Genomic DNA, 23,486 nt, shown 5'->3' with positions numbered 1-23,486 from the left:
ATGCTGTCAATATGCAGCAAGAGATTTCAGGTAGTGAAATAGCTGCTGTGTCTCCGCTGCACCGGTCGCGCTCGGCAGAGCGGGTGCTGGAGCTGCTCGACACCGTGGTCACCAATGGCGAACTCAGCCTCACTGCGGCAGCCGCCCGCACGGACATGCCGGCCAGCACAGCACTGCGGCATCTGCGGGTGCTGACCGACCGCGGCTATCTCGTCAAAAACGCTTCCGGCTCGTACTCGGTGGGTCCGGCGTTCGTGCGTACCGCTCTGGCGTCGCTGCAATCCGGTCCCTACGCCCGGCTCCGGGCCGCTGCCGGGCCGGAACTCGAACGGCTGGTGGAAGCCACCGAAGAATCCGCATACCTCGCCGTGCGCGACGGCGACGCTGCCGTCTATATCGCCACGGTCGAAGGCCGCCGGGCCATCCGCCACGTCGGGTGGGTGGGCCGCTCGGTGCCCATCGCGGGCACCGCCGTGGGCGAGGCGTTGCTCGCTGGCGCGCTGACGCCCGGTGCACGCCCCACGCCCATCTTCAATACCGGCGCCATCGAGCCCGATGTCACCGCTGTCTGCGCGCCTGTCCATGGCAACTCTGGTGCGATCGCCGCGCTGTCCGTGCTGGGCCCGGCTGACAGGCTCACCGGCACCCGCCTGCAGACAGCGGCCGACGCCGTGATCGAAGCGGCTGTCGCCACATCGGCCGCGTTCTCTTCGGTCCCCCCGCATCAGCCTTCGGCATGACGGTGGAACTCGACGGCCCGGGCGTCACCGTCGCCGACGTCGTCGCGGTTGCCCGCCACCGAGACCAGGTTCACCTGAGCGCTGGCGCGCTCGGCCGGATGGCCACGGCCCGCCGCATCGTCGAGACCTTGGCCGAGGGCGAGCCGGCCTACGGCGTCTCCACCGGCTTCGGCGCCCTGGCCAACACCACCATTCCCGCTGATCGTCGAGTCACACTGCAGCAGTCGCTGATCCGCTCCCACGCCGCCGGGATGGGTCCACCGGTCGAGCCCGAGGTGGTGCGGGCCATGATGCTCCTGCGGGCACGCACGCTCGCCTTCGGCGCCTCAGGAGCGCGACCGCAGGTCGCGGAGTCGCTGGTGCACCTGATCAACGCCGGCGTGGTGCCCGTGGTGCCCGAGCATGGCTCGCTGGGCGCCAGCGGCGACTTAGCCCCGCTCGCCCACGCTGCGCTCGTGCTCATAGGGGAAGGCGAAGTGCTCGCCGACGGCGGGGGCACGATCGGCGGGGCCGATGCCCTATCGGCGGCGGGCATCGAGCCCTTGGTGCTTGCAGAGAAGGAGGGCCTCGCCCTCACCAACGGCACCGACGGAATCTTGGGGATGCTCTGCCTAGCCGTCCACGATCTGGCCAGCCTGCTCACCGTTGCCGACATCGTGGCTGCCTGCAGCGTCGAGGCGCTGCTGGCCACCGACCGGGCCTTTGCCGCCGACTTGCTGGAGCTGCGACCCCATCCTGGCCAGCAGGCCAGCGCGGCCAACCTGCGCGCCGTGCTAGCCGGCTCGCCCATCGTGGCCAGCCACCGCCACGGCGACGACCGCGTGCAAGACGCCTACTCCATCAGGTGCACGCCCCAAGTCCACGGCGCAGCCCGCGACACCCTCGACTTCTCCGCAGACGTGACCGATCGGGAACTGGCGTCGGCCATCGACAACCCGATGGTGCTGGGTGACGGTCGAGTGGAGTCGTGCGGCAACTTCCACGGAGCGCCGGTGGCGCTGGCAGCCGACTACCTCGCCATCGCCGCGGCCGAGGTGGGCGCTATTGCGGAGCGCCGCATCGACCGGTTGCTCGACCCCAAGCGCTCCGCTGGGCTGCCCCCCTTCCTGGCCGACGACCCAGGCGTGGACAGCGGCCTGATGATCGGCCAGTACACCGCAGCCGCCCTGTGTGCCGAGAACCGCCGCCTGGCCGCACCGGCCGCAGTCGACTCGCTGCCCACCTCCGCGATGCAGGAAGATCACGTGTCCATGGGCTGGGGCGCAGCCCGCAAGCTGCGCCGGGCCGTCGCCAACCTGCGCCGCATCCTGGCCATCGAATGGGTCACCGCCGCCCGCGGCATCGAGCTGCGCGCACCCCTGCAGCCCGCAGCGGGCACCGCAGCCGCGCTCAGCCTGCTGCGCAGCGAAGTCCCGGGCCCCGGTCCCGACCGCTGGCTGTCCCCCGAGCTCGCCGCAGCCGATCAGCTGCTTGCCGATCAGGCCCTAGTGCCAGCGGTGGAAGCAGCCACCGGCCCCTTGGCCTGAACCAGCTCAGCCTGCTGCGGAGGGAGGATCCGGGCGTGCTGAGCGCCCAATCACGACGTGCAGCGGCTCCCGTTCTATTGCGCTAGTTCGAACGTTGCTGTTATCTGGGCTCCTGTGTGAGCGGCCTGCTGCCACCGCGATCGCCCAGAAAGCTGAATGTGTGACCCTGCTGCCGATGTGGAGGCCCTAGAGAGCCTGCGAAGACGGGGGGTCACTGCGCGATTGTCTGGGAGCACGGGCCGCTGAGAACCTCGCCGACAGACACCTGCTGGCCACCCGACAGTCGGCCGACATCGCACATCAGGCGAGACGACCACGCACCATGGCCCAATCAGCCCAAGCACAAGGAGAGCTGCCGGAATGACTTGTTGGAGATGCTGCGCAACCGGCGGCAACGGCACCTAAAGGCGAGTGTCTCGGCGATCAACTGCGCGCTACAAGCTCCTCCGCGTCCGCGACGACCGGTGCACTCGGCTCTAGATGATTGGTTCCAAGGGGTCAGTGGTCGTAGTGGGTGAGGGTGCGTGCTGGCAGGTGGGGGTGGTGGGTTCTGTTGTGCCAGATGGCGGCGGTGAGAGCGAGGATGCGTGCCAGGACGCGCACGGCGACGCCGGCGCGGGTGCGGCCGTTGTGGCGTTCGAGGCTGAGCTGGCCTTTGAGGGTGTCGCAGACCGATTCGATGATCTGGCGGAACGGGCGCAGGAACCGCTGGTGGGGGCGGGCGGGCTCGTTGCGGGCGGCGGGCCGGATGAGGGTGATCCCGGCGTCGTTGAGCCGGTTCTCGAAGTCTTTGCTGCGGTAGCCCTTGTCGGCGATGAGCGTCTGGCCGGGGCGGGCCAGGTCTGCGTGGTCGATCATGGCGGCGCAGGTGTCGCGTTCGTCGGCCTTGGCGCCTGCCAGGGCGAAGCTGATCGGCAGCCCCGCCGGGGTGGTGATCAGGTGCAGTCGCAGCCCCCAGAACCAGCGCGAATGCGACGCGCACCAGCCGTATTGGGCCCATCCGGCGAGCTCGGAGCGCACCGCGGTGGGTCGGCTCGTGCCGCACGGCACCGGCGTGGAGTCGGCCAGCCACACGTCGTCGTGCCAGTCCGGGCAGTCGCGGGCCAGCGCTGCTGTGACGTGGCCGATCATCTCGCCGGCGCGGCGCAGCCGCTTGTTGAAGCCCTCTCTGTTGGGCAGGTACGGGAACCACGGCCGCAGGTGCTGATGAGCGAAGCGCACGAACCCGCGCTCGGAGTCGTACCCCAATAACGCCGAGATCACCGCCAAAGTGACCAGCTCCGCGTCCGACAGCTTCGGTGCGAACCCCACACGGGGCCGCCGCGGCGCCCAGCCGGGATTGTCGGCCAACAGATCGTCAATCCTCACATACAGTGCCGTCGCGAGGGTGTCCAAGTCCGGGTTCATGCCCAGGTCCTCCAGGATCGAGGTGCAGGTACACACCCCGAGCTTGGACACCCTCACCCCACCAACAGCGGACCCCCCACCCCTTGGAACCAATCATCTAGGCCGCCATCAGCGGGCCGACTACATCATGCTCATACAGGCTTGCGCGCGTCGGCAACCGACCTCGCGCAAGGCCAGCATCGGTCTCGCGCTTCCAGACGCCTCCCCACGAGGGCGTGCGAAAATAAGGCGGCCCCTGTCACGGGTGCTTGCTACGGTGCGCCGACAAGGCACTGGCTACCAGTACTAGACCGGAGCGGACAGTGGGACAACTCGAACTGCTCGACGGACAACCCGGCACCTGGTCAACGACCAACTTCGTGAAGAACATGAAGCTACCAGTTCATCGCTGGTTTCGATATTCAGCCGGCTATTCGGCACAATGGGCTGAGAGCATAATTCATGCCGAACTCGGTGGCGAAGGGCGAGTCCTTGATCCATTCGTCGGGTCCGGCACGACACTGCTGGCCGCTCAAACGGCAGGCTGCACATCAATCGGAATCGAGAGCCATCCGTTTGTTGCGTCCATCGCGCGGTCTAAATTGTGCTGGCCCGCGTCGATTCAAGAATTCCAAGCTTCGTCTCGTGAAGTAATCACCCGGGCACGCGAATCTCTAGCCGATGCGCCAAGCTTCGAGTGCGAGCCAGCTCTCCTCCAGAAGTGCTATTCCGCCGGGAACCTCGGATCACTTCGGACACTTCAATCTGCAGTGGAGCAGTCCCATGCCTCGGCGAATGTGCGCGCGCTGCTGTGGCTCGCGCTCATGGCGGTGCTTCGACCTGCATCCCACGTAGGAACTGCCCAATGGCAGTACGTGCTTCCAAACAAGTCCAAATCCAAAGTAAGCGCTCCCATTGAGGCCTATAAGATCCAATGCGAAACAATGGCCAATGACATGGCCACGTACCAATCGTTTAATCTCAACCCACCATCCGCACAAGTGATTGAGGACGATGTCCGAGCACTCTCATCTGACCTGCCCGAATGCGATCTTGTTCTCACGTCACCGCCATATGCCAACAATTTCGATTATGCGGATGCTACTCGGCTTGAGCTCACGTTCTTAGGCGAAGTCGAAACATGGGCTGACTTGCATCCTCTACGCGATGTCCTTCTTCACAGTTGCACGCAGCACATGACAGGATACGATGGTGAAGCGGCGCTAGCCTCCGTACAACTCGAGTGCATCAGAGAAGAACTGACGGAAGTTTACGCCGAGCTCGCTCACGTACGCATGAGTCGAGGTGGGCGGAAGGCCTATCACCTGATGATCGTTGGCTACTTCCACGGCATGGCGCTAGCGCTACAGGCAATTCGAGAATCTCTGGTTCCTGGACGCCGGGCCTGTCTCGTGATCGGAGATAGTGCCCCTTACGGCGTACATGTGCCGGTCGAAAACTGGCTCGGACGTCTCGCCATCTCAACTGGTTTCGATACGTTCTCTTTTGAGAAAGTTCGCGATCGAAATATCAAATGGAAGAATCGCAAACATCGAGTGCCCCTTCATGAGGGCCACCTGTGGCTGAGATAGAACATTGGCTCGATCACCTGCGCACACCTGGGGTCAAGTAATCGGTAACGTTCTTGAGGGTGCCGTAAAGAGAGTCCTCTCGCAAGTAGCCGACGAACATGTTCTCTATCTTGATTCGAAGGGCCCGCGAGGCACGCGTCGGGGCGTTAAGGTAGTTTGGATCGATGAATTTGGCAATAGTCACGACCTAGATTACGTGATGGAGCGAGGCGGATCTGACATAAATGTCGGTGAGCCACTCGCTTTTATCGAGGCAGCATGGCGTCGCTATACTAAACACTCTCGAAACAAGGCGCAGGAGATCCAAGGAGCGGTGCTGCCCGTCGCAGCACGCTACGCCAATACGCATCCCTTCTTGGGTGCAATTGTAGCGGGAGAATTTACTGATGGCGCCTTAACTCAGCTTCGCTCTCACGGATTTGCCGTGCTCTACCTGCCGTACTCAGAAGTCCTTGATGCCTTTGCCGTGGTTGGCATCGATGCATCGTCCGATGAAAATACCTCACTCACTGCATTTGAACAGAAGCTGGCGGAATGGGAGAATCTCCCATTAAGTGAAAGACGCAGGGTTGACGATGCCTTGCTGACGCCGACCAAATCAACAGTTAAGGCATTTGTTTCTGAGCTGTCCGAATCATTGTTGAGAAGAATTGATCGAATTGTGGTACTGCCTCTTGCTGGCGCGAGCTCCGAGTTTCCAATACCCGAGGCCGCGGCGGAATTTCTCTCAACGCTTGAGATGGGCACAATGGTCAAAGCGCCTCTTGATCGCATTGAGATTCGAGTTGAGTATTCAAACGGAGATACAGTGACTGCAGTTCATGGTTCAACGAGAGTTGCAATTCAGTTTCTCCAATCGCTTACATAGTGAACGGTGCAGGCGGTGCAGTCAACCTTGCTCGGGCGCTGTCGCATCCCGGCAAACGAATGAGTGACGGCCGCTCCCAGCAAGAACAGCGACCGCGTTCAGCCTGTTGCGCAGCGAAGTCCCGGGGCCCGGTCCCGTCTGCCGGCTATCGCCCGAGCTCGGGGCAGCCGATCAGCTGCCCGCCGACGAGGCCTTGGTACCCGCGCTAGAAGCAGCTACCGGCCCCTGGCCTGTAGCAACCCAGCCACGGGCAACCCCCCCCGCAGGGTGCTGTGATTGTACAATTCGTACATGACCGAAATCGCATTCAGCGATGCACGGAATCGTCTGGCTGAGGTGATCACCGAAACCAGCAGGTCCGGCGAGCCGATTTCTGGCGCTTCGCGTTTGCGCGTGGAGTAGCTGTGTGAGGGTCACGGCCTGATTGGGAGGGATCCCCCAGAATCGGAGGTGTTCGTAGCCCCGAGTTCTGGAGGATCCCTGTGAGGGTTGACGCTATTCGCGCGTTGCATGTGGTTGTCGGCTTGGGCGCCGGCGTGACGGTGACCGGTGTGAGGGACCGCGACGGCGGTCCGCTCGAGATCGGGGTCGAGCTGGCGGGGCGGCCGTGCTGTGTCGGCTGCGGGGGGCCGGTGTGGGCGCACAGCGCGAGCACGGTGAGGCTGGCTGATCTGCCGGCGTTCGGGCGGCCGGTGCGGCTGGGGTGGCGCAAGCGCCGCTGGCGCTGCCCCGACGGGTCGTGCGCGGTAGGCACGTTCACCGACCAGGACCCCGCAGTCGCGCCGCCCAGGGCGCGGATGACCAGCCGGGCAGCGCGTCACGCGACCCGCCGCGCGGGTGCCGGTCGGGCGGTCAGCGAGATCGCCGCCGAGCTGGGTGCGGGATGGCACACGGTGATGCGGGCAGTGCACCGGTGGGGATCGGCGCTGCTCGATGCCGACTCGGCACGCCTCGACGGGGTAACCGCTTTGGGCCTGGACGAGATTTTGATGTTCCGCCGCGGCCGGTACCGAGAAAAGCACTGGGGCACCACGATCGTGGACACCCGCCGCGGCAGGCTGCTCGACATAGTCGCTGGTCGCAGCGCCGACGGGGCCACCGCATGGATCCGAGCGAGATCGTCGCTATGGCGCAAGCAGATCCGCTGGGGCGTGATGGACCTGTCGGGTCCCTATCGCAAGACGTTCACCGACGCTTTGGCGCACGCCCGCCAGGTCGCTGACCCGTTCCACGTGATCAAGCTCGCCAACTCGGCTATCGACGACGTGCGCCGCCGGGTTCAGAACGAGACCACCGGCGGGCGAGGCACCAAACACGACCCCCTCTACCGGATACGCAGACTGCTGCTCAAAGCGTCCGAGCGAGTCACCGACCGCGGACGAGCCAAGCTGCGGGGCCTGCTCGCAGCCGGCGACCCCCGCGGCGAGGTGCGCGACGCGTGGCACGCGAAGGAGACCCTGCGCGGCGTCTACCGGATCCCAAAACGCAGCGTCGCCGCCGAGACGCTCGACGAGCTCGCCCGCGACCTCCAAGACGACACGTTCTCGGCGGAGCTGAACAAGCTCGGCCGCACCCTGGCCACCTGGCGCACCCAGATCACGAACTGGCACCGGTCGCGTGTGACCAACGGGCCGACCGAAGCAGCGAACAACCTCGCCAAGCTGATCAAGCGGGTGTCGTTCGGGATCACCAACTTCGACCACTACCGCACACGAGTCCTGCTGTATGCAGGCAAGCCCGACTGGACCCTGCTCGACACGCTGACTCCACGCTAAAACACGAAGAGCCCGATTTCTTGGCTCTTCGCGTTTTTTTGGGATGACGGTGGGTTGAGGGTCCTTGGGTAGGGGTCGAGGCCCTGCTGGGATCGGTGTTCGTGAGACGCCGAACCCTGGAGGGCCTCGATGGCGAGAGATGTTATGTCGGTGCGGCTGTGGCTGCCGCAGGTGCGGGTGCTGGGAGTGCTTGCCGATCTGCCGGAGCGGCTGGTGGTGCGGGTCGCCTCGACGGTGGTGCGCCCGAAGTGCCCGCACTGTTCGGCGCCGAGCGGGCGGACCCATGACCGCCGCGACAACAAGGTGCGCGACCTGGAGGTGTCGGGCCGGCCGGTGACGCTGATCTGGGAGCGGCGGCGCATGGTCTGCGAGCCGTGCGGCCGTCGATTCTGTGAGGACCACCCGGCGTTCGAGGGCCGTCTCACGGCCCGGCTGGCACGCCGTGTGGTCCAGGACGCCCAGGCGATGACGGTCAACGCGGCGGCCCGCCGGCACCGGCTGGGCTGGGGCCTGGTGAACGCGCTGGTGGTCGCCTGGGCGGGGCTGGTCGGCGAGCATCGCCGTCGGCGCAGGTGCCGGCTGCTGCTGGTCGATGAGACCTCGATCCGCCGTCGGCACCGCTACGTGACGGTGCTGGTCAACGGCGACACCGGCGAGGTGCTCGCCATGGTGCCCCACCGCAGCCAGGCAGCCCTGACGGCGTTCCTGGCCGCCCAGGGCCACAAGTGGTGCCGCGGCGTCAAGGTCGTCGTGTCCGACGGCTCGAAGGCATACAAGGCAGCCATCGACGCCCGGCTGGGCCACGCCCGCCACGTGCTGGACCGGTTCCACGTCATCAGATGGTTCGCAGCCGGGCTGACCGCGGTGCGCCGAGACGTCCAGCGCCGCCCCGAAGGCGCCAAGCCCCGCTTCGACCCCGACGTGTTCCGGGCACGGTTCCTGCTCATGCGCAGACCCGACACCCTCGACGCCGCCGAGCGGGAACGCCTCGACGGCCTGTTCGCCGCCCACCCTCGGCTCAAAGCCGCCTGGGACGCGCTCGGCGAGCTGCACAACCTCTACCTCGCCAAAGACCGCAAAGGCGCCCTCGAAGCGCTCGACCGGTTCGCCGACATCTACGGCACCGGCCAGATCCCCGAGTTCAGCGGCATCGTCGACACGTTCCTGGCCTGGCACGAACAGATCCTCGGCTGGCACCGCGCCGGGCGGCCCAGCAACGGCCCCATCGAAGGCACCAACAACCTGCTCCAAGTCCTGCGCCGCAAAGCCCACGGCTTCACCAACCACGCCAACTTCGAAGCCCGCGGCATCCTCACCACATAGCCTGACCCCACCGAGCCCAGCAGCCCCATCCCAAAAAAACGCGAAGGCTCCAAAAGCCAGAGCGTTTGACGGCCTCGCCAAACACGGGTCTGCTGCTACGAATTGAATATGAATTCGAATCAAAATATGGGCAGGAATATTGCACTTGACGCGGCGCTAGTACCCGGCATAGGGTGCAAAAGAGCAACCGGAATCATTCGAAGTTCTATGCCGTATTCGCCATATTCGACGACCTAACGTGAGAGGTAGCAAATATGAAACCGAATAGTCAGTGTAGCCCACCGGGCCACAAGCGTTCGGCAGTCCGTCGGCAGACTCTCAAGCAAGCCGCCCTCTTACTATCGGCGATTGCCCTTGTGGCAACAATGCTGCCGACGCCGGCATCTGCACAGTCCATCGGCTCCGATAGGCCTGGCGGCATGCAACCTACAGTGACGGAATACCGCTATGTAGAAGTCTATATTGAGGGCCAGGAACCACGCACAATACTGTCAGGCCAAAATCTCGGTTTGTCCAATGAGGGCATCCAAACCCTCGTTCGTGAATACTTGTCGAATCATGGGTTGATAGATGGCCAGCTACAAGCATCTCAAGGTTATATAACCTGCGACCGGCGCACTCGAATCTGGTACGCAACTTTCCCCGACGATGCGGTCGTTGGCCGTGTACAGGCAGAGTGCTTCGGCAACTTCAGGTGGGTTCAATTGACGGGAACACTTCGGATCGCACAACCGTGGTCTCCCGACAGGCAGGCTGCATGGGATCAAGTCTCTAGCAGCCGTAACTTTGAGCGCATGGTAGCTGCCCCAAGAGCGGTATGTAACAGTCTTGACGCGGAAATGTGGCGTGCTCGTAATGATGTAGTAGTGAGATTCCACTCAGGGCAAATACGCAGTTTGCCTCTGCGCGAGACCGAATGGTACTTGTTCGACTGTGATGTCTAGAGAGTGAAATTGGGGCGGTAGATTCAGCCTGATTTCTGAAGGTCGTTACTAATGTCGATAGTGGAAGAAGGGTTCCCGAATCCATCGATCTTGTGGACGGCGCACAGGATTCAGCTTATTTCAGGACCAATAGCGCTCTACGTTGCCGACTGGCTCGATACAACTTTTGCCATAGGCGAGCAAATCGCCCTCAACGTGCCGATTAGTCCATCCAACCACCATCCAGAGAATTGCGGCTCCGACGGGCAGGTCTCTTGCGGACCCGACGAACTAGCGTGCTTCAACACTCGAGAAACTGGTCTTGGTCCTTCTCGGTTCTCACGGGAGACAGTGCGGAACCTTGCGAACAAACCAGTGCCTCGAAGCTTGCTGCTGCGCGCGCTGTACCTAGCGCTTGCCGGCTACTGCGCGAATCCGGTCGCTGAAGCTGTGCGGTTGCACAGCATGGAGGTTCCTCATGAGTCAGGTGCCCCCACGGGGACTGACATTGTGGCCCTCAGAGTCCAAGTTCAGCGCGAATTGGAAGGATGGGCCAGAGCGGACGGAGCGATTACGGTTCGCAAAGCGACAGCAGAATACGACGTTTCGATGCTTAGTCGGTGAAGTCCATATTTTGTCATGGGCACTTGGAAGTCAACGATATAGGTCAAGCACCCGACTATTGAGTATCGCAGTGCTTGCTATAGTCGCTGCAATTGCGATTGGCAACGCGTGTACAGTTCTGTTGCGAGAAGTGTCGAAGGGGCCGCCGAGTCTCTTTGTAGTCGTCGAGAATACGGAATCTGACGAAGACTCAGCACTTTACGCTCCACGACAAGTGCGTCTTGAAATCGGATCGAGATGCATCGTAGGGCATGCAAGAGACGGTACACAACTGCTGTTGTTGTTCGAGGTTGGTCATGAGTTGATCGAGTCGGCCGAAGGACGATACATAAGTCAAGTATTTCGGCCTGATTTGAGTGGACGGCAGCAGGCAGAATCAGGCCGCACAGACTCGGAAATGCAACCCGGCGTAGAATTGCCGAATTCAGTTTCGCATCAGTACATCATGCCGGGAAGGACTCGTGTGTATCGCGACTCCGAGGGATTCTGGTTGGACGCGCGTGGTCATGATCCAATCAACGAAGAACTCGTTGTCACGGGAAATGTCGTTGCCGGCGAGATCATGCTGGCGTCAACTCGTCCCTTCGCTGCACATCGCTTGAAGTGGATCACGACACCGCACGCCGAGTGCGAGGCGCTTCCCTACGCATACGTGCCGATGGATTACCCATCGTGATGGAAGCGATAGGACTTCAAGGCCGCCTACCGATGTCAGGGGCTCACGTCCTCTACCGCAGCAGTACTGGGAGTCGCGAAGCGTGAAGAAGCCGGGCAGCGCATTCGAGAAGATCTCGGCGAGCTCGCTTGACGCGATCCATGCCAGGAACGTCCTCGCGGCCTCAGGATGCTCGGTCGCCGGGTTCATGCCCAAGCCGATGTCGGCGTGGTCGCTGATGTAGCAGGTGTCCTGCCCGGCGAGCGGCGGCGGTCCGAACGCGCCGAGCTCGAAATCGGCGGCAGCGGCGAAGCCGGCGATCTCCCACGATCCAGCCGGATAGATCGCCGCGGCACCCGAGATGAACGTCTGCTGCGCATCTGCATAGGTCACCGCAGATGCATTGGCCGGCAGATAGGCGCTCCAGCGCTGCAGCGCCGCCAGCGTGTCGACACAGGCCTGATCGGACAGCTTGGCTGTGCCGTCGATGAGCGCCAGCCGCCCGGGCTCGCCCTTCCAGTAGCTGGGGCCGATGTTCGGAACGCCCAGCGTTGCCGCTTCCCAGCGGTCATGGGCGCCCATGGCCAGGGGGACGTAGCGCCCGTCGTCGCGGACGGCGTCCAGCAGATCGAAGAACTCTTCGATGGTCGTCGGTTCGCTAGTTCTCAATGGAGTTGGCTGCGCCGTCTGCATCGTGCGCCGCGCCCTCAGCCGATGCTGCATTAGCGAGCCCGTCTCCGCCGTCACCATCTGGCATGGATCCGTCGTCGGCCGTGCGGCTGTTGCCGCTACAGGTCGCAGTCACGAGACCGAGCGCCATAAGCGCCGCAAGGCTCTTGCTGATGCGGTTCCCCGTGCCGAAGCCCCGTCCGTCAACGTCGCGTACTTGACACTGATCACGAAGCCGGACCCGTGAGCGCCTGAATTTCGGGCAGCTGCAGAATCTGTTCGACCGTCGCCATGGTGTAGGTGCGACCCTGCGTCGCCAAGATGACATCGCAGAGCGCGTTCGGCCGTTCTGTCCACCCCTTGCCGTCGATCAGTGCGCACGCCCTCAACCCGCGTTCGTTTGCCGCCGTCACCAAGGTCTGGATGCGTGCCGCCTTGTCGCGGGCGGTCCCGCCGTCTTCTGCCACCTTCGATTCGATGACCAGCGTGGGTGAGTCATCAGGAATGACGAAATCCGGTCCGGGCTTGAGGCCGAATCGGGTGGCGGTCTCGGCGGCACCGGGGGCTCCGCGCTTCGTGCGGTGGTATGGCACCCCATGGGCGTCGAGCAAGTCTTGAAGCGGGATCTCCAGTACGGCGTCTCCCTTCACTTCGGAGTACGCGTCTTGCACCTGTCGCCACACCCCTCCGACGTACCGCTGGAAGAGCAGCGCCGAGTAGGGCACACCGGCGATGTGGTCGCGTACGCTCGGCCATCCGTTCACCGTGTCGCGCTTATCGAGCTTGGAGTGGAAGTGCGTCGTTGCGCGGGGTGGCACGGTGAGCAGGTCACGGTTCATCATCGCCAGTACGGCGCCAGCTATGGACCCGACGATTCGCTGCCTCGGCGCCGTCGGGTGTTCTTGTGGAGCGCTGCGTTCGAGGTTCTTCAGCGACCCGCCTGCCACGTTCGACTCGGGGTCGTGAAGACGGACGGCGACTGCCAACTCGTTGTGCGTCAGCCCGAGGATCATGCGCAGCGGCGCCAATGCCGCTGGGCACTCAAGGAGCGTCGCTTTCAGCGTCGCCGCGTCGACGCGGGTGAAGTCGTCGGTGCCCGCAGCGAGTGCCGCGTACGCCTTGGTGAAGGCGTCTTCGGCGAACATCGAGTCGCCTCTCGGAACCAGGTGAAACGACGGGCTGGTATGCGTGAGGTAGCTCTGGTTCAAGAGATCACGCGAAGCGTCAGCATCTTCACCGTGCTTTGCGAGCGTGATGCCCACCGCTTGCAGGCGAGCCACCGGGCTCGGGTCGGAACCCGCTGCACGCAGTATCCGTTCTTCGGAATCTGAGAGCGCCATGCTCAGACTGCGAGCCGCAGTTCACCCGGCTCAGGCTCGCATTGATCGCTCGCCACGCGCTCCACGGACACTTCGACGTACTTGCGGTGCAGTTCGACGCCGCCGGCGCGACGTCCGTGGCGGCGGGCTACCACCACGGTGGTCCCTGAGCCTGCGAACGGGTCCACGACCAGACCGTCTGGAGGGCAGGCAGCTTGGACGAAGAACTCGGCGAGCCCCTCGGGCATCACTGCGGTATGTCGGCCCGACGGGCCCCAGTGCTGGTTGTACGTCTGGCTGACCTCGATGACATTGCCGGGGTCGGCTCCGCCCTTGTTGTAGGTGAGCCGACGGTCACGGCCGAACCCGGCCTCGGTGTTCCTCCGGCCGTTCCGGTCGCGGCGACGGCGCGCTATCTCTTGCTCGCTCGATCGGTACGGCACCCGGACGGCGTCGAGATCGAAGTACGGCTGACCGCCCTTGGCAAAGTGGTACACGTACTCGAAGCTGTCCTTCGTCCGCGGCCCGAACCGACCCGGAATCGCGTTGGGCTTCGACCAGATGTAGGTCTCGAGCCAACGCCAGCCCATGCGCTGCAGCTCAAGCACCAGCTCGTAGACGTACGGGTGTCGCTGCCCCCTGAGTTGGCCGCTCGCAGCGACGCGGTTCTTGATGTTCAGCACAAACGATCCGGTTTCGGTCGTCGCCCGCAGCATGGCTTCAGCGAACGGAGAGAACCACTCCACGTACCGATCTGGATGAATCTGGGAGTACCGCCGTGCGTCCGCGTAAGGGGGCGATGTAAAGAAAAGATCGACAGAATCAGTTGGTAAACGCAAAAGCCAATCGGCAGCGTCGCCCCACACCACGCCTAGTTCGATGAGCCGGGCTAATGCGACATCGGGATGGCCCGGAGCAGCTGGAACTGCGCTCGAATCGTCGTCACCTGCCATGTGGCCGACAGTAGCGAGCCCCGGTGACAACGACGGCGACCTGTCAGCTATTGGGATGCCAATCAGTTGTGCTTGTCGGAAACATGCGCGACTGCCTGATTCTGATCTCAGCCGCCAGAATGACACCTAAGGTCATGGGATGAGTCGGGCGTCCAGTGGTTGGGACTTCTGGGTGGATCGTGGCGGCACCTTCACCGATGTCGTGGCTCGGCGGCCCGACGGCGGTCTTGTTTCGCACAAGCTGCTGAGCGAGGACCCGCGCCGCTACGACGACGCAGCCACCACCGCCATCGCCGACCTGCTCGAGGTGCCTCGCGGTGAGCCGTTGCCGCCGGACCGGATCCGGTCGGTGAAGATGGGCACCACGGTGGCGACGAATGCACTGCTGCAGCGCCGCGGTGTGCCGACCCTGCTCGTCACCACGGCGGGCTTCGGCGACGTGCTGCGCATCGGATACCAGACCCGTCCGCACCTGTTCAAGCTCGACATCGTGCTCCCCGAGATGCTCTATTCGGAGGTACTCGAGGTCGACGAGCGCATCGCGGCGGACGGCACGGTGCTGTGCCCGCTGGATCTGGCCTCGGCCACCGACGGCATGGCCGCAGCGTGTGAGCGCGGCATGGAGGCCGTGGCCATCGTGCTGGTGCATGGCTACCGCCACCCCCACCACGAGGCAGCTCTGGCAGCTGCGGCCCGCGAGATCGGCTTCTCGCAGGTCTCGGTCAGCCACGAGGTGGACCCGCTGGTCAAGATCGTTCCCCGCGGCGACACCACCGTGGCCGACGCCTACCTGTCCCCGATCCTGCGCAGCTACGTCGATGCCGTGGCGTCGAGAATCGGCACAGTCGACGCTGTCGCGTCAAGGATCGGCAGCGGCGACGCTGCACAATGCGACAGCACGGCCGATGCCGCGCTCGACGACGGAGTGGCGGGGCCGCAGCTGCAGTTCATGCAGTCCAATGGCGGTCTGGCGGATGCCCGGCGCTTCACCGGCCGCGATGCGTTGTTGTCAGGCCCTGCGGGCGGCGTTGTGGGCATGGCCCGCACCGCCCAAGCGGCCGGCTTCGAGCGGCTCATCGGCTTTGACATGGGCGGCACGTCGACCGACGTCTCCCACTTCGCCGGCGAGTTCGAGCGGGCGAACGAGACCGAGGTGGCGGGCATCCGCGTCCGCACGCCGATCATCGACATGCACACGGTCGCTGCCGGGGGCGGATCGCTGCTCACGTTTGACGGCAGCCGGTTGCGTGTCGGCCCCGAGTCGGCTGGCGCCGACCCCGGGCCGGTCTGCTACGGAAACGACGGCCCGCTCGCGCTCACCGATGCCAACGCGGTGCTGGGTGTCATCCGGCCCGAGTACTTCCCGGCGATCTTCGGCGCCGACGGCACCGAGCCGCTGGACGCCGATGCTTCGGTCCGCGGCATCGGCGAGCTGGCCGACCGGATCGCGGAAGCGAGCGGCGCGCGACGCAGTGCCGCCGAGGTGGCGTTTGGCTACGGCGAGATCGCAGCCGAGAACATGGCCAACGCGATCCGCAAGATCAGCACCGAACGGGGCCACGACGTCAGCGCGTACACGCTCGTCTGTTTCGGCGGTGCCGGCGGCCAGCACGCCTGCCGGGTCGCCGATCGGCTCGGCATCACCACGGTGCTGATCCACCCGCACGCAGGCGTGCTCTCGGCGCTGGGCATCGGACTTGCCGATGTGACCAACTTGCGGGCCGAACCAGTCGAAGCCCCGCTGGATGAGGCCCTCATTGACGATCTGCACCGACGGCTGGCCGCTGCTGCTCCTAGTGCCATAGAAGTCGTAGCCGCCGCGGGTGTGTCGCCCGATCGGATCGAGGTGACCGGCCGCCTCGCCGTCCGCTACCGAGGTTCGGACACGACGCTCGAGGTGCCGCTTGGGACCGCGGCCGAAGTGGCTGCTGCGTTCGAGCTCGCACACCGCACGAGGTTCGGTTTCAGCCCGCCCGGAGCGACGAACTCGGCAACAGCTCTGGTGGTCGATGCGTTGCATATCGAGGCACGCGGCCAAGCGGTCGACCCGCCACCTGCCGCACCGCCGGCCGGCGACTGCGAACCGTTGCTGGCCACCCATCCGACCTACATGGGCTCAACCGCCGGCACGGCAGCGACTGGCACCGCACCAGCCGACGGCGACACGCAGCCGACCTGCGAGCGCTACGACACGCCGTTCTGGGACCGCACCGTCATGGCGCCCGGCACGGTGGCGGCAGGCCCGGCGGTCATCGTGGAGCCGAACGCCACGACGGTGATCGAGCCGGGCTGGCAGGGCACCATCACCGACCGAGGCGATCTCGTGCTGGATCGGGTGGTGGCCCGACCCTCACGCATCGCGATCGGCACCAGCGTCGATCCGGTGCAGCTCGAGATCTTCAACAACCTGTTCATGAACATCGCCGAGCAGATGGGCGTGGTGCTCGAGCACACCGCCGTGTCGGTGAACATCAAGGAGCGGCGCGACTTCAGCTGTGCGCTCTTCGATCTCTCCGGCGAGCTGGTGGCCAACGCACCCCACCTGCCGGTGCATCTCGGCTCGATGAGCGAGTCCATCCGCACCGTCATCGAGCAGAACCCAGACATGGCACCCGGTGACGTCTTCGTGCTCAACAACCCCTACAACGGCGGCACCCACCTGCCGGACGTGACCGTGGTGCGACCGGTGTTCGACGCCGCGGGCGGCGAGCGCATCTTCTATGTGGCCTCCCGCGGCCACCACGCCGACATCGGCGGCTGCGTGCCCGGCTCGGCGCCGGCCGATTCGACCACGATCGACGAGGAGGGGCTGGTCCTCGACAACCTCCAGATCGTGACCGAGGGGAGTTTCCTCGAGGACAAGGTTCGCGACGTGCTCGCCAGCGGTCCGTGGCCGGCTCGCAACCCCGACCAGAACATTGCCGACCTGCGCGCCCAGGTGGCGGCCTGCGAGCGGGGCGCCGTCGAGCTGGCCCGCATCGTCGAGTACTACGGCCTCGACGTCGTGCACGCCTACATGGGCCACGTCGCCAACAATGCCGAGGAGATGGTGCGCCGGGTCATCGATGCCCTCGATGACGGCAGCTACCGGATGGAGCTCGACGACGGCAGCGTGATCTGCGTCCGCATCTCGGTGGATGCCGACCAGCGCAGCGCGGTTGTCGATTTCGCCGGCACCAGCGGTCAGCATCCGGGCAACTTCAACGCCCCGGTGGCGGTGTGCCGCTCGGCAGTGCTCTACGTGTTCCGCTGCATGGTCGACGACGCCATCCCGCTGAACGCCGGCTGCCTGCGGCCCATCGAACTCGTGGTGCCCGACCCCTCGATGCTGTCGCCCCACCCGCCCGCCGCGGTCATCGCCGGCAACGTCGAGACGTCCCAGCAGATCACCGATGCGCTGTTCGGCGCACTCGGCGTCATCGCGGCCTCGCAGGGCACCATGAACAACTTCATCTGGGGCAATGCCGCCCACCAGTACTACGAGACGATCTGCGGGGGAGCGGGCGCCACGGCTCGCCGCCCGGGCGCCGATGCAGTGCACACGCACATGACCAACACCCGCCTCACCGACCCCGAGATGCTCGAGCAGCGCCACCCGGTGCTGCTAGAGCGGTTCGAGGTGCGCCGAGGCTCAGGCGGCCGTGGCGCGAACGACGGGGGCGACGGCGTCGTGCGGCGCCTGCGCTTCGACGAGCCCATGACGGCCAACCTGCTGTCGAGCTGCCGGCGGATCGCCCCGTTCGGCGTGGCCGGCGGCGAGGACGGTGCGCGCGGGCGCAATCTGCTCGAACGGGTCGACGGCACCGTCACCGAGCTGGCCGGCTGTGCCCGGGTGGAGGTGGGCGAGGGCGACGTGATGGAGATCCACACGCCTGGTGGCGGCGGCTACGGCACGCCGAGCGGCAATGGCGACTTCTCGACTTTCGACAGGAATGGTGCGAGTGATGAATGAACAGGTGCTGACGCCCGAGCGAGCCGAGCTCGTGGCCCGGATGGCCGAGCTGGGGCCTGCATTTGCCGAGCGTGCGCCCACCTACGACCGCGATGCCAGCTTCCCGCACGGGAACTGGGCCGACCTGGCCGATGCCGGTTTCCTGGGCCTGTGCGTGCCCACAGAGGTCGGCGGGCTGGGTGCCGACTTCGTGGGCTACGCGCTTGTGGCCGAGGAGATGGGTCGGCACTGCGCCACCACGGCGTTGACGTTCAACATGCACACGGCCACAGCGCTGCTGTCCGGCCCGATCGCCGAGGCATTGCTGGCCGGCGAGCGCGGGCGTGAGCTGGATCCCGATGGGGCCATGGCCGCACACCTTGCCGAGACCCGCCCGCATCTGTGGGAAGGCATGACTCAAGGCACCGTCATCCATTCCCAGCCGTTCTCCGAGGGCCAGGCGCCGGGTGCCCGATCGGGCTTCAGCACCATGGCGGTGCCCACCGAGGGCGGCTACCGCGTGACGGGCCGCAAGATCTTCGCCTCGCTCAGCGGTGCCGCGCACGTACACAACGTGCTGGCGGTGGTGGAGGGCGATCCCCACATCCGCCTGCTGGGCGTGCCGGCCGATGGCGACGGCGCGCAGATCGTCGGCGACTGGGACCCGATCGGCATGCGCGGCACCGACTCCCGCACGCTGGTGATGGACAACGTGTTCGTGCCGGCCCGCAATGAGGTGCTGCCGCCGGGCATGTTCAACGCGATGGTGTCCCGCTTCCCGCAGTTCTACATGACCTTGACATTCAGCTATCTGGGCTTGATGCGGGCCATCCTCGACGCCACCCGCACCTATCTGCGCGGCGAGTCGGGGGTGAAGGCGTCACGCGATCACCCGATCAAGCAGACCGGGTGGGCGCAGCTGCAGCTCATCTACGACCGGGCGCAGTCGCTGACCTACCGGGTGCTCAGCGAACTCCGGGCCGATCCCAGCCCTGAGGAGCTGCGGCGGGCGCATGTGGCCACGGTGACCACGATGGAGAGCGCCCCCGAGATGGCATCGCTGGCACTGCGCACCTGTGGCGGGAGGTCGCTGCTGCGGCCCGGTCGCCTCGAGCAGCACTACCGCGATGCCCGCTGCGGGGCCACGATGCTGCCGTGGAGCACCGAAGAGCTGCTCGTGCGCCTGGGCCGCAACGGCCTGTACGACGAGGCAGCCGACGACGACTAGTCGCTGAAATCTGTCAGGTGCCTTCGTACCTCGGCGTTACGATGTGAGCGGCACACACGACGTGTCGTGAGGACGGGATCCGCCCGGTGGTCAGAGCTACTCCGGTAGCGCGGGCGGTCCCGTCCCGTGCCGAACCTACGAGAGCGTTGCTGCGCGGTCACTCTGATTTTCTTCGCCCGAGCGCTTCGCGATGTGATGTGGGGAACTTCATCGGAACGTAACGTCGCGAGCGGAACGCCGCTGGCACCTATGGCGTTGTGTGAATTGATGACTGAGAAGCCCGAGTACACGAAGTCCAGAGTCGCCAGGACATCGCGCTTGCTCGCCGTTCTGGCTGCTGTGGCCCTGCTCGCAGCTGCTTGCGCGAGCGATGCCGATGACAGTGCCACCGACGATGTGCCATCGGACGCCACGCAGCCCGCGGCCACCACTGCCTCCGACAGAGATTCCAGCGCTGAGGACGACGCTCCGGGCGAGCCGGGCAGGTCCGATGAGTCGGCCGGGTTCCAATCCGGCATGGCTGGCGATGACACCGGAGACGAGGTTGCTGCTGAAGGCACGTCATCGGCTGGGGCTGATCCCGGCGAAGATGGTCCATCTGCAGGCGACGCCGACTCGGACGACAGCGCGGCTGAGAACGGGTCGGCAAGTGCCGACGCGGCGGTGCCGGCGGACGCCATCAAGGCCGCCGCGCTGCGTCAGTTCGACGAATGCGGCGCAGTGCTCGACTACATCCACACGAACGCGGCAGCGGCTGTGGGCCCGTGGGGCCTGGGCGGCGATCTCGGTTTCGGGGGCGAGGTGCTGGAGGCTGAGGCGGCTGCCGACGACGCCGCGGGGGCCGGAGCGGCCTCGCTGCAGCCCGGGGTCGACTACAGCACGTCCAACGTGCAAGAGGCGGGAATCGATGAGCCCCACGTGCTCAAGGCCGACGCTCGGCGCATGGTGGTGGCGAGCGAGAACCGGGTGCATGTGGTGGACGTGACGGGCCCCGAGCCGACACTGGTCACTTCTGTCCAGCTCGACAGCCATTGGGTCTCGAATCTGCTGCTGCACGGCGACCGTGTGCTCGTGTTTGCCTCGCAGTGGGACAGCATTGTGCCGTTCGTCGAACCGGGTGGCGAGGGCACCGACAGCGATCCGGCGCCGAGCTGGGGACCCACGACCGAGATCGTCGAGATCGACTTGAGCAGCACCACGCCAAGCGTCACCAGACGGCTGGACATCGAAGGCAGCTACATCGGCGCCCGCTTGGCCGATGGCGTGGTGCGGGTGGTCACCACCTCAGGTCCGCGTGCGATTCCTTGGGCCATCCCCGAGACGGCCGACCTCGGTGCGCAGGAGCGGTCGGCTGAGGCAAACCGCGATCTCATCATCGGCACCACGCTCGATGACTGGCTGCCGCGCTTCGTCTTGAGCGACGCCTCCGGCGCGTCCGTCGCGGGCGGGCGCCTCGCCGACTGCGACCGCGTCTGGGCGCCCCCGCACTACGCAGGCCCGGGCACGCTCAGCGTCACCACCATTGACATTGCTGCCGAAGGCCTTGCCGGAGCGATGGACACCACGACGATCATGTCCGACGGCAGCACGGTGTACGCCTCGCACGATCATCTCTACGTGACCACGACGCGTTGGCACGACTGGGGTGTCGAGCCGGCAGGTCCCGGCGACGGCGCACCCGTCGAGACCGATATCCACATGTTCGACACCAGCGGGCGAGCCACGAGCACGTACCTCGGCTCGGCGTCGGTGACGGGCACGGTGCTGAACCAGTACTCGATGTCGGAGCACGAGGGCCACCTGCGCATCGCGACCACCACCGCTCAGCCGTGGACCTGGCGCGGACAGCTCGCCCCCGAGTCCGAGAGCCTCGTCACGGTGCTCGCGGTCGGCGCCGACGGCCTCGCAGAGGTCGGCCGCGTCGACGGGCTCGGTGTGGGCGAGCGGATCTACGCGGTGCGCTATCTGGGCGACATCGCCGCCGTCGTGACGTTCCGCCAGATCGATCCGCTATACCTGCTCGACCTGTCCGAGCCGACCGCGCCCGTGGTGCGCGGCGAGCTGAAGATCACCGGCTACTCCGCGTACCTGCATCCGCTCGGTGACGACCTGCTGCTCGGCGTCGGTCAGGAGGCCACCGACGAGGGCTTCACCGTGGGCACCCAGGTGTCGCTGTTCGACATCGCAGATCTGGATCGGCCCCAGCGCATTGCCCAGTGGACGGCCCCGGGCGGCCACAGCCAGGTGGAGTTCAATGCGCTAGCCTTCCTGCACTGGCAGCCGAGCGATCTGGCGGTGCTGCCGCTGAACCAGCACCCCTTCGACGACAGCGGCAGCGAGCCTCCGTTCCTCGGCGCTGTGGCGCTGGGCACGGCAGGCGCGGAGCTCACCGAGCGCGCACGCCTCAGCCACGCGGACCCGCCGCTGCGCAGGTGCCGCGAGTCGCGCGAGATCGTCGTCCGGCCCGACGGCACCGAAGAGTTCGGCCCGTGGGAGCGCTACTGCTGGTTCGACACCGATTGGCAGGCGCAGGTGACCGCCAGCGCCGTAGTCGGCGACCGCCTGTACCTCGCATCGCACAAGGCGCTCGAATCAGTCTGGTTGGACTCGCTGGAACGCGCCTCGCTGCTCACCTGGACCCGCTGATAAGCGGACACCGAGTTGCCCACGGTCGGGTTATCGATGCCGTTCGTCGGGGTCGATCCTTCGAAAGACGATGTCGAAAGGAACATCAACGCGAGCCTGAACGTCGTCCGCAATGGCGGCGAAGAGTTCGTCTCGAGGCGGCCAACGGTTGTCGTCATAGAAAGTCGGGTTGCCGGTAAGCATGACAGACCCGACGTCGTGCGGGATTCGGTAAGTGTCAATTGCGATTTCCAGCGCGTTGGACCGGTGATTGATCCATGTCCACGCGACAGTCTCTGACAGTTCGATTGCTTGGACGGCACCGTCGAGGGTGTCGCGCGGAAGATAGATGTCGTTCCCTCCAGCGAACTGCTGCTGAGCGGATCGGAGCTGAGCATAGGTAACTGATGCGCCGGTCCGTAGCTCGATGTCAGGATGTGCTGTGGCGAGTGCTTGTGCCTGTGGACTTGGTGGATCATCACCGGCGAGCCACAGCCATGCCACAAATGATTCCCCGATTCGTATGAACGGATCCGCCCGATCGACGCCCCAACCCGCGGTCCGCTGTGGCTCGGCGTCACGTAGCTCTGCGAGTACCGCTTTCATCTGCGGAATGCGATCAAGCCGACGATCTGCTTCCGACGGCGGCACCCCGTAAATCGAAGAATATGAGCTGACGGAGCATGAGTAGCGATGACGGCTTGAACATAGTTCGATAGACTCTGGGGCATGCAGGATTTGGTGATCTCCGCATACTGAGCTGCGACGGCTGCCCCACGATATATCGCCAACAATTATCTCATCTCCAGTCACAAATGGCCCGACGGGCCCGAGTCGACGGTGTACCCAGAGCGCCTCGTCGCTGTCGTCATATTGAACAAGGTCGTTCGGGAGCGACAGCACCCAACGCAGCGGGTCTCCGGGACGACGCGGTTCTATAGACAATTCATCCAGATAGAGGCATTTGCCATCGATCTGCAGAGTACCGCTTGTCTCCATCAGCTCCGAGTCCGAACCAGGCCGGCGTTCATGCATTTCATGGAAATTTGCCCACGGCAGAGGCAAAACCCACTCGGCGTCCGGCACCCACAGCGATTCTGCTTCGGGTGGTGCCGACGATGTCGATGTCGGCATCGTGGAAATCTCGTCACGAGGACTAGTCGTCGTAGTGGGCTTGAGCACGGCGGACTGTTGTACGGAGGCCTGGAATTCGATCTGATCAGGATCGACTTCACTTGTCGCGGATGTATCGCTTACACACGCTGACACAATTAAGAATACACTCATAAGAACTATGTCTCTTGAACGCACGGATGTCGTCACCCGCTGATTCTATCGCTGACTGCCGA

At 65.0% G+C, this 23,486-nt stretch carries 14 protein-coding genes; 9 read left to right on the top strand and 5 right to left on the bottom strand.

The features are described 5' to 3' along the window. Positions 1–11 precede the first annotated feature (11 nt). Entirely contained in the window at positions 12–740 is a 729-nt protein-coding gene (locus ACOQPE_RS04730; RefSeq protein WP_420610737.1) for an IclR family transcriptional regulator, read from the top strand. After that, a complete protein-coding gene (hutH, locus tag ACOQPE_RS04725; RefSeq protein WP_420610736.1) occupies positions 737–2,266 on the top strand; it encodes a histidine ammonia-lyase in 1,530 nt (509 codons plus the stop codon). Before ACOQPE_RS04730 ends, hutH begins: the two co-directional genes overlap by 4 nt. A 498-nt stretch (positions 2,267–2,764) precedes the next feature. Here the strand turns inward: hutH and ACOQPE_RS04720 are convergent, their stop codons facing one another. Beyond that, entirely contained in the window at positions 2,765–3,673 is a 909-nt protein-coding gene (locus ACOQPE_RS04720) for an IS982 family transposase (protein WP_420611352.1), read from the bottom strand. A gap of 302 nt (positions 3,674–3,975) precedes the next feature. On the opposite strand from ACOQPE_RS04720, the gene ACOQPE_RS04715 reads away from it, so the two are divergent. The 4 genes from ACOQPE_RS04715 (at position 3,976) to ACOQPE_RS04700 (ending at position 9,210) form a co-directional block, all read left to right on the top strand. After that, positions 3,976–5,244, top strand: coding sequence for a DNA methyltransferase (locus tag ACOQPE_RS04715; RefSeq protein ID WP_420610735.1), 1,269 nt, complete (start codon positions 3,976–3,978; stop codon positions 5,242–5,244). A 199-nt stretch (positions 5,245–5,443) separates the two neighbouring features. Next, complete coding sequence (locus ACOQPE_RS04710; RefSeq protein ID WP_420610734.1) at positions 5,444–6,112, top strand: DNA methylase; 669 nt, start codon at positions 5,444–5,446, stop codon at positions 6,110–6,112. 482 nt (positions 6,113–6,594) lie between these two features. After that, the gene (locus tag ACOQPE_RS04705) at positions 6,595–7,887 is read left to right on the top strand and encodes an ISL3 family transposase (RefSeq protein ID WP_420608456.1); all 1,293 of its coding nucleotides are present in this window, start codon (positions 6,595–6,597) and stop codon (positions 7,885–7,887) included. A 129-nt stretch (positions 7,888–8,016) separates the two neighbouring features. Beyond that, complete coding sequence (locus tag ACOQPE_RS04700; protein WP_420609076.1) at positions 8,017–9,210, top strand: ISL3 family transposase; 1,194 nt, start codon at positions 8,017–8,019, stop codon at positions 9,208–9,210. 2,118 nt (positions 9,211–11,328) lie between these two features. On the opposite strand, the gene ACOQPE_RS04695 is transcribed toward ACOQPE_RS04700, so the two are convergent. From ACOQPE_RS04695 to ACOQPE_RS04685, 3 genes are all read right to left on the bottom strand, one after another. Next, positions 11,329–12,081, bottom strand: a complete 753-nt coding sequence (locus ACOQPE_RS04695) for an ABC transporter substrate-binding protein (protein ID WP_420610733.1) — start codon at positions 12,079–12,081, stop codon at positions 11,329–11,331. Positions 12,082–12,308: 227 nt separating this feature from the next. After that, complete coding sequence (locus tag ACOQPE_RS04690) at positions 12,309–13,421, bottom strand: hypothetical protein (RefSeq protein WP_420610732.1); 1,113 nt, start codon at positions 13,419–13,421, stop codon at positions 12,309–12,311. A gap of 2 nt (positions 13,422–13,423) precedes the next feature. Continuing rightward, a complete protein-coding gene (locus ACOQPE_RS04685) occupies positions 13,424–14,266 on the bottom strand; it encodes a DNA-methyltransferase (protein ID WP_420611355.1) in 843 nt (280 codons plus the stop codon). 226 nt (positions 14,267–14,492) lie between these two features. Here ACOQPE_RS04685 and ACOQPE_RS04680 point away from each other — a divergent pair, with 226 nt between their 5' ends. The 3 genes from ACOQPE_RS04680 to ACOQPE_RS04670 all read left to right on the top strand — a co-directional run bounded on the left by ACOQPE_RS04680 (position 14,493) and on the right by ACOQPE_RS04670 (position 22,158). Beyond that, complete coding sequence (locus ACOQPE_RS04680; RefSeq protein ID WP_420610731.1) at positions 14,493–18,305, top strand: hydantoinase B/oxoprolinase family protein; 3,813 nt, start codon at positions 14,493–14,495, stop codon at positions 18,303–18,305. Continuing rightward, positions 18,298–19,512 carry an acyl-CoA dehydrogenase family protein gene (locus tag ACOQPE_RS04675; RefSeq protein ID WP_420610730.1) on the top strand — a complete coding sequence of 405 codons (1,215 nt, stop codon included), beginning with the start codon at positions 18,298–18,300 and terminating at the stop codon, positions 19,510–19,512. The genes ACOQPE_RS04680 and ACOQPE_RS04675 overlap by 8 nt, the downstream gene beginning before the upstream one ends. 267 nt (positions 19,513–19,779) lie before the next feature. After that, on the top strand, positions 19,780–22,158 hold the full coding sequence (locus tag ACOQPE_RS04670) for a beta-propeller domain-containing protein (protein ID WP_420610729.1): 2,379 nt from the start codon (positions 19,780–19,782) through the stop codon (positions 22,156–22,158). Positions 22,159–22,188: 30 nt separating this feature from the next. On the opposite strand, the gene ACOQPE_RS04665 is transcribed toward ACOQPE_RS04670, so the two are convergent. After that, the gene (locus ACOQPE_RS04665) at positions 22,189–23,460 is read right to left on the bottom strand and encodes a hypothetical protein (RefSeq protein ID WP_420610728.1); all 1,272 of its coding nucleotides are present in this window, start codon (positions 23,458–23,460) and stop codon (positions 22,189–22,191) included. Positions 23,461–23,486: the final 26 nt, after the last annotated feature.

The sequence above is a fragment of the Candidatus Poriferisodalis sp. genome (assembly GCF_965219595.1).
In the GTDB taxonomy this organism is placed as follows: domain Bacteria; phylum Actinomycetota; class Acidimicrobiia; order Acidimicrobiales; family Poriferisodalaceae; genus Poriferisodalis.
Note: the sequence above shows the minus strand (reverse complement) of the source record. Positions and strands in the feature narration are given on the sequence as shown.

What these genes read in the sequence shown, in the direction of transcription:
- ACOQPE_RS04675 (WP_420610730.1), top strand. Translation starts at nt 18,298, where the DNA reads ATGAATGAACAGGTGCTGACGCCCGAGCGAGCCGAGCTCGTGGCCCGG.
- ACOQPE_RS04720 (WP_420611352.1), bottom strand. Translation starts at nt 3,673, where the DNA reads ATGAACCCGGACTTGGACACCCTCGCGACGGCACTGTATGTGAGGATT.
- ACOQPE_RS04710 (WP_420610734.1), top strand. Translation starts at nt 5,444, where the DNA reads ATGGAGCGAGGCGGATCTGACATAAATGTCGGTGAGCCACTCGCTTTT.
- ACOQPE_RS04700 (WP_420609076.1), top strand. Translation starts at nt 8,017, where the DNA reads ATGGCGAGAGATGTTATGTCGGTGCGGCTGTGGCTGCCGCAGGTGCGG.
- ACOQPE_RS04690 (WP_420610732.1), bottom strand. Translation starts at nt 13,421, where the DNA reads ATGGCGCTCTCAGATTCCGAAGAACGGATACTGCGTGCAGCGGGTTCC.
- ACOQPE_RS04730 (WP_420610737.1), top strand. Translation starts at nt 12, where the DNA reads ATGCAGCAAGAGATTTCAGGTAGTGAAATAGCTGCTGTGTCTCCGCTG.
- ACOQPE_RS04680 (WP_420610731.1), top strand. Translation starts at nt 14,493, where the DNA reads ATGAGTCGGGCGTCCAGTGGTTGGGACTTCTGGGTGGATCGTGGCGGC.
- hutH (WP_420610736.1), top strand. Translation starts at nt 737, where the DNA reads ATGACGGTGGAACTCGACGGCCCGGGCGTCACCGTCGCCGACGTCGTC.
- ACOQPE_RS04670 (WP_420610729.1), top strand. Translation starts at nt 19,780, where the DNA reads ATGACTGAGAAGCCCGAGTACACGAAGTCCAGAGTCGCCAGGACATCG.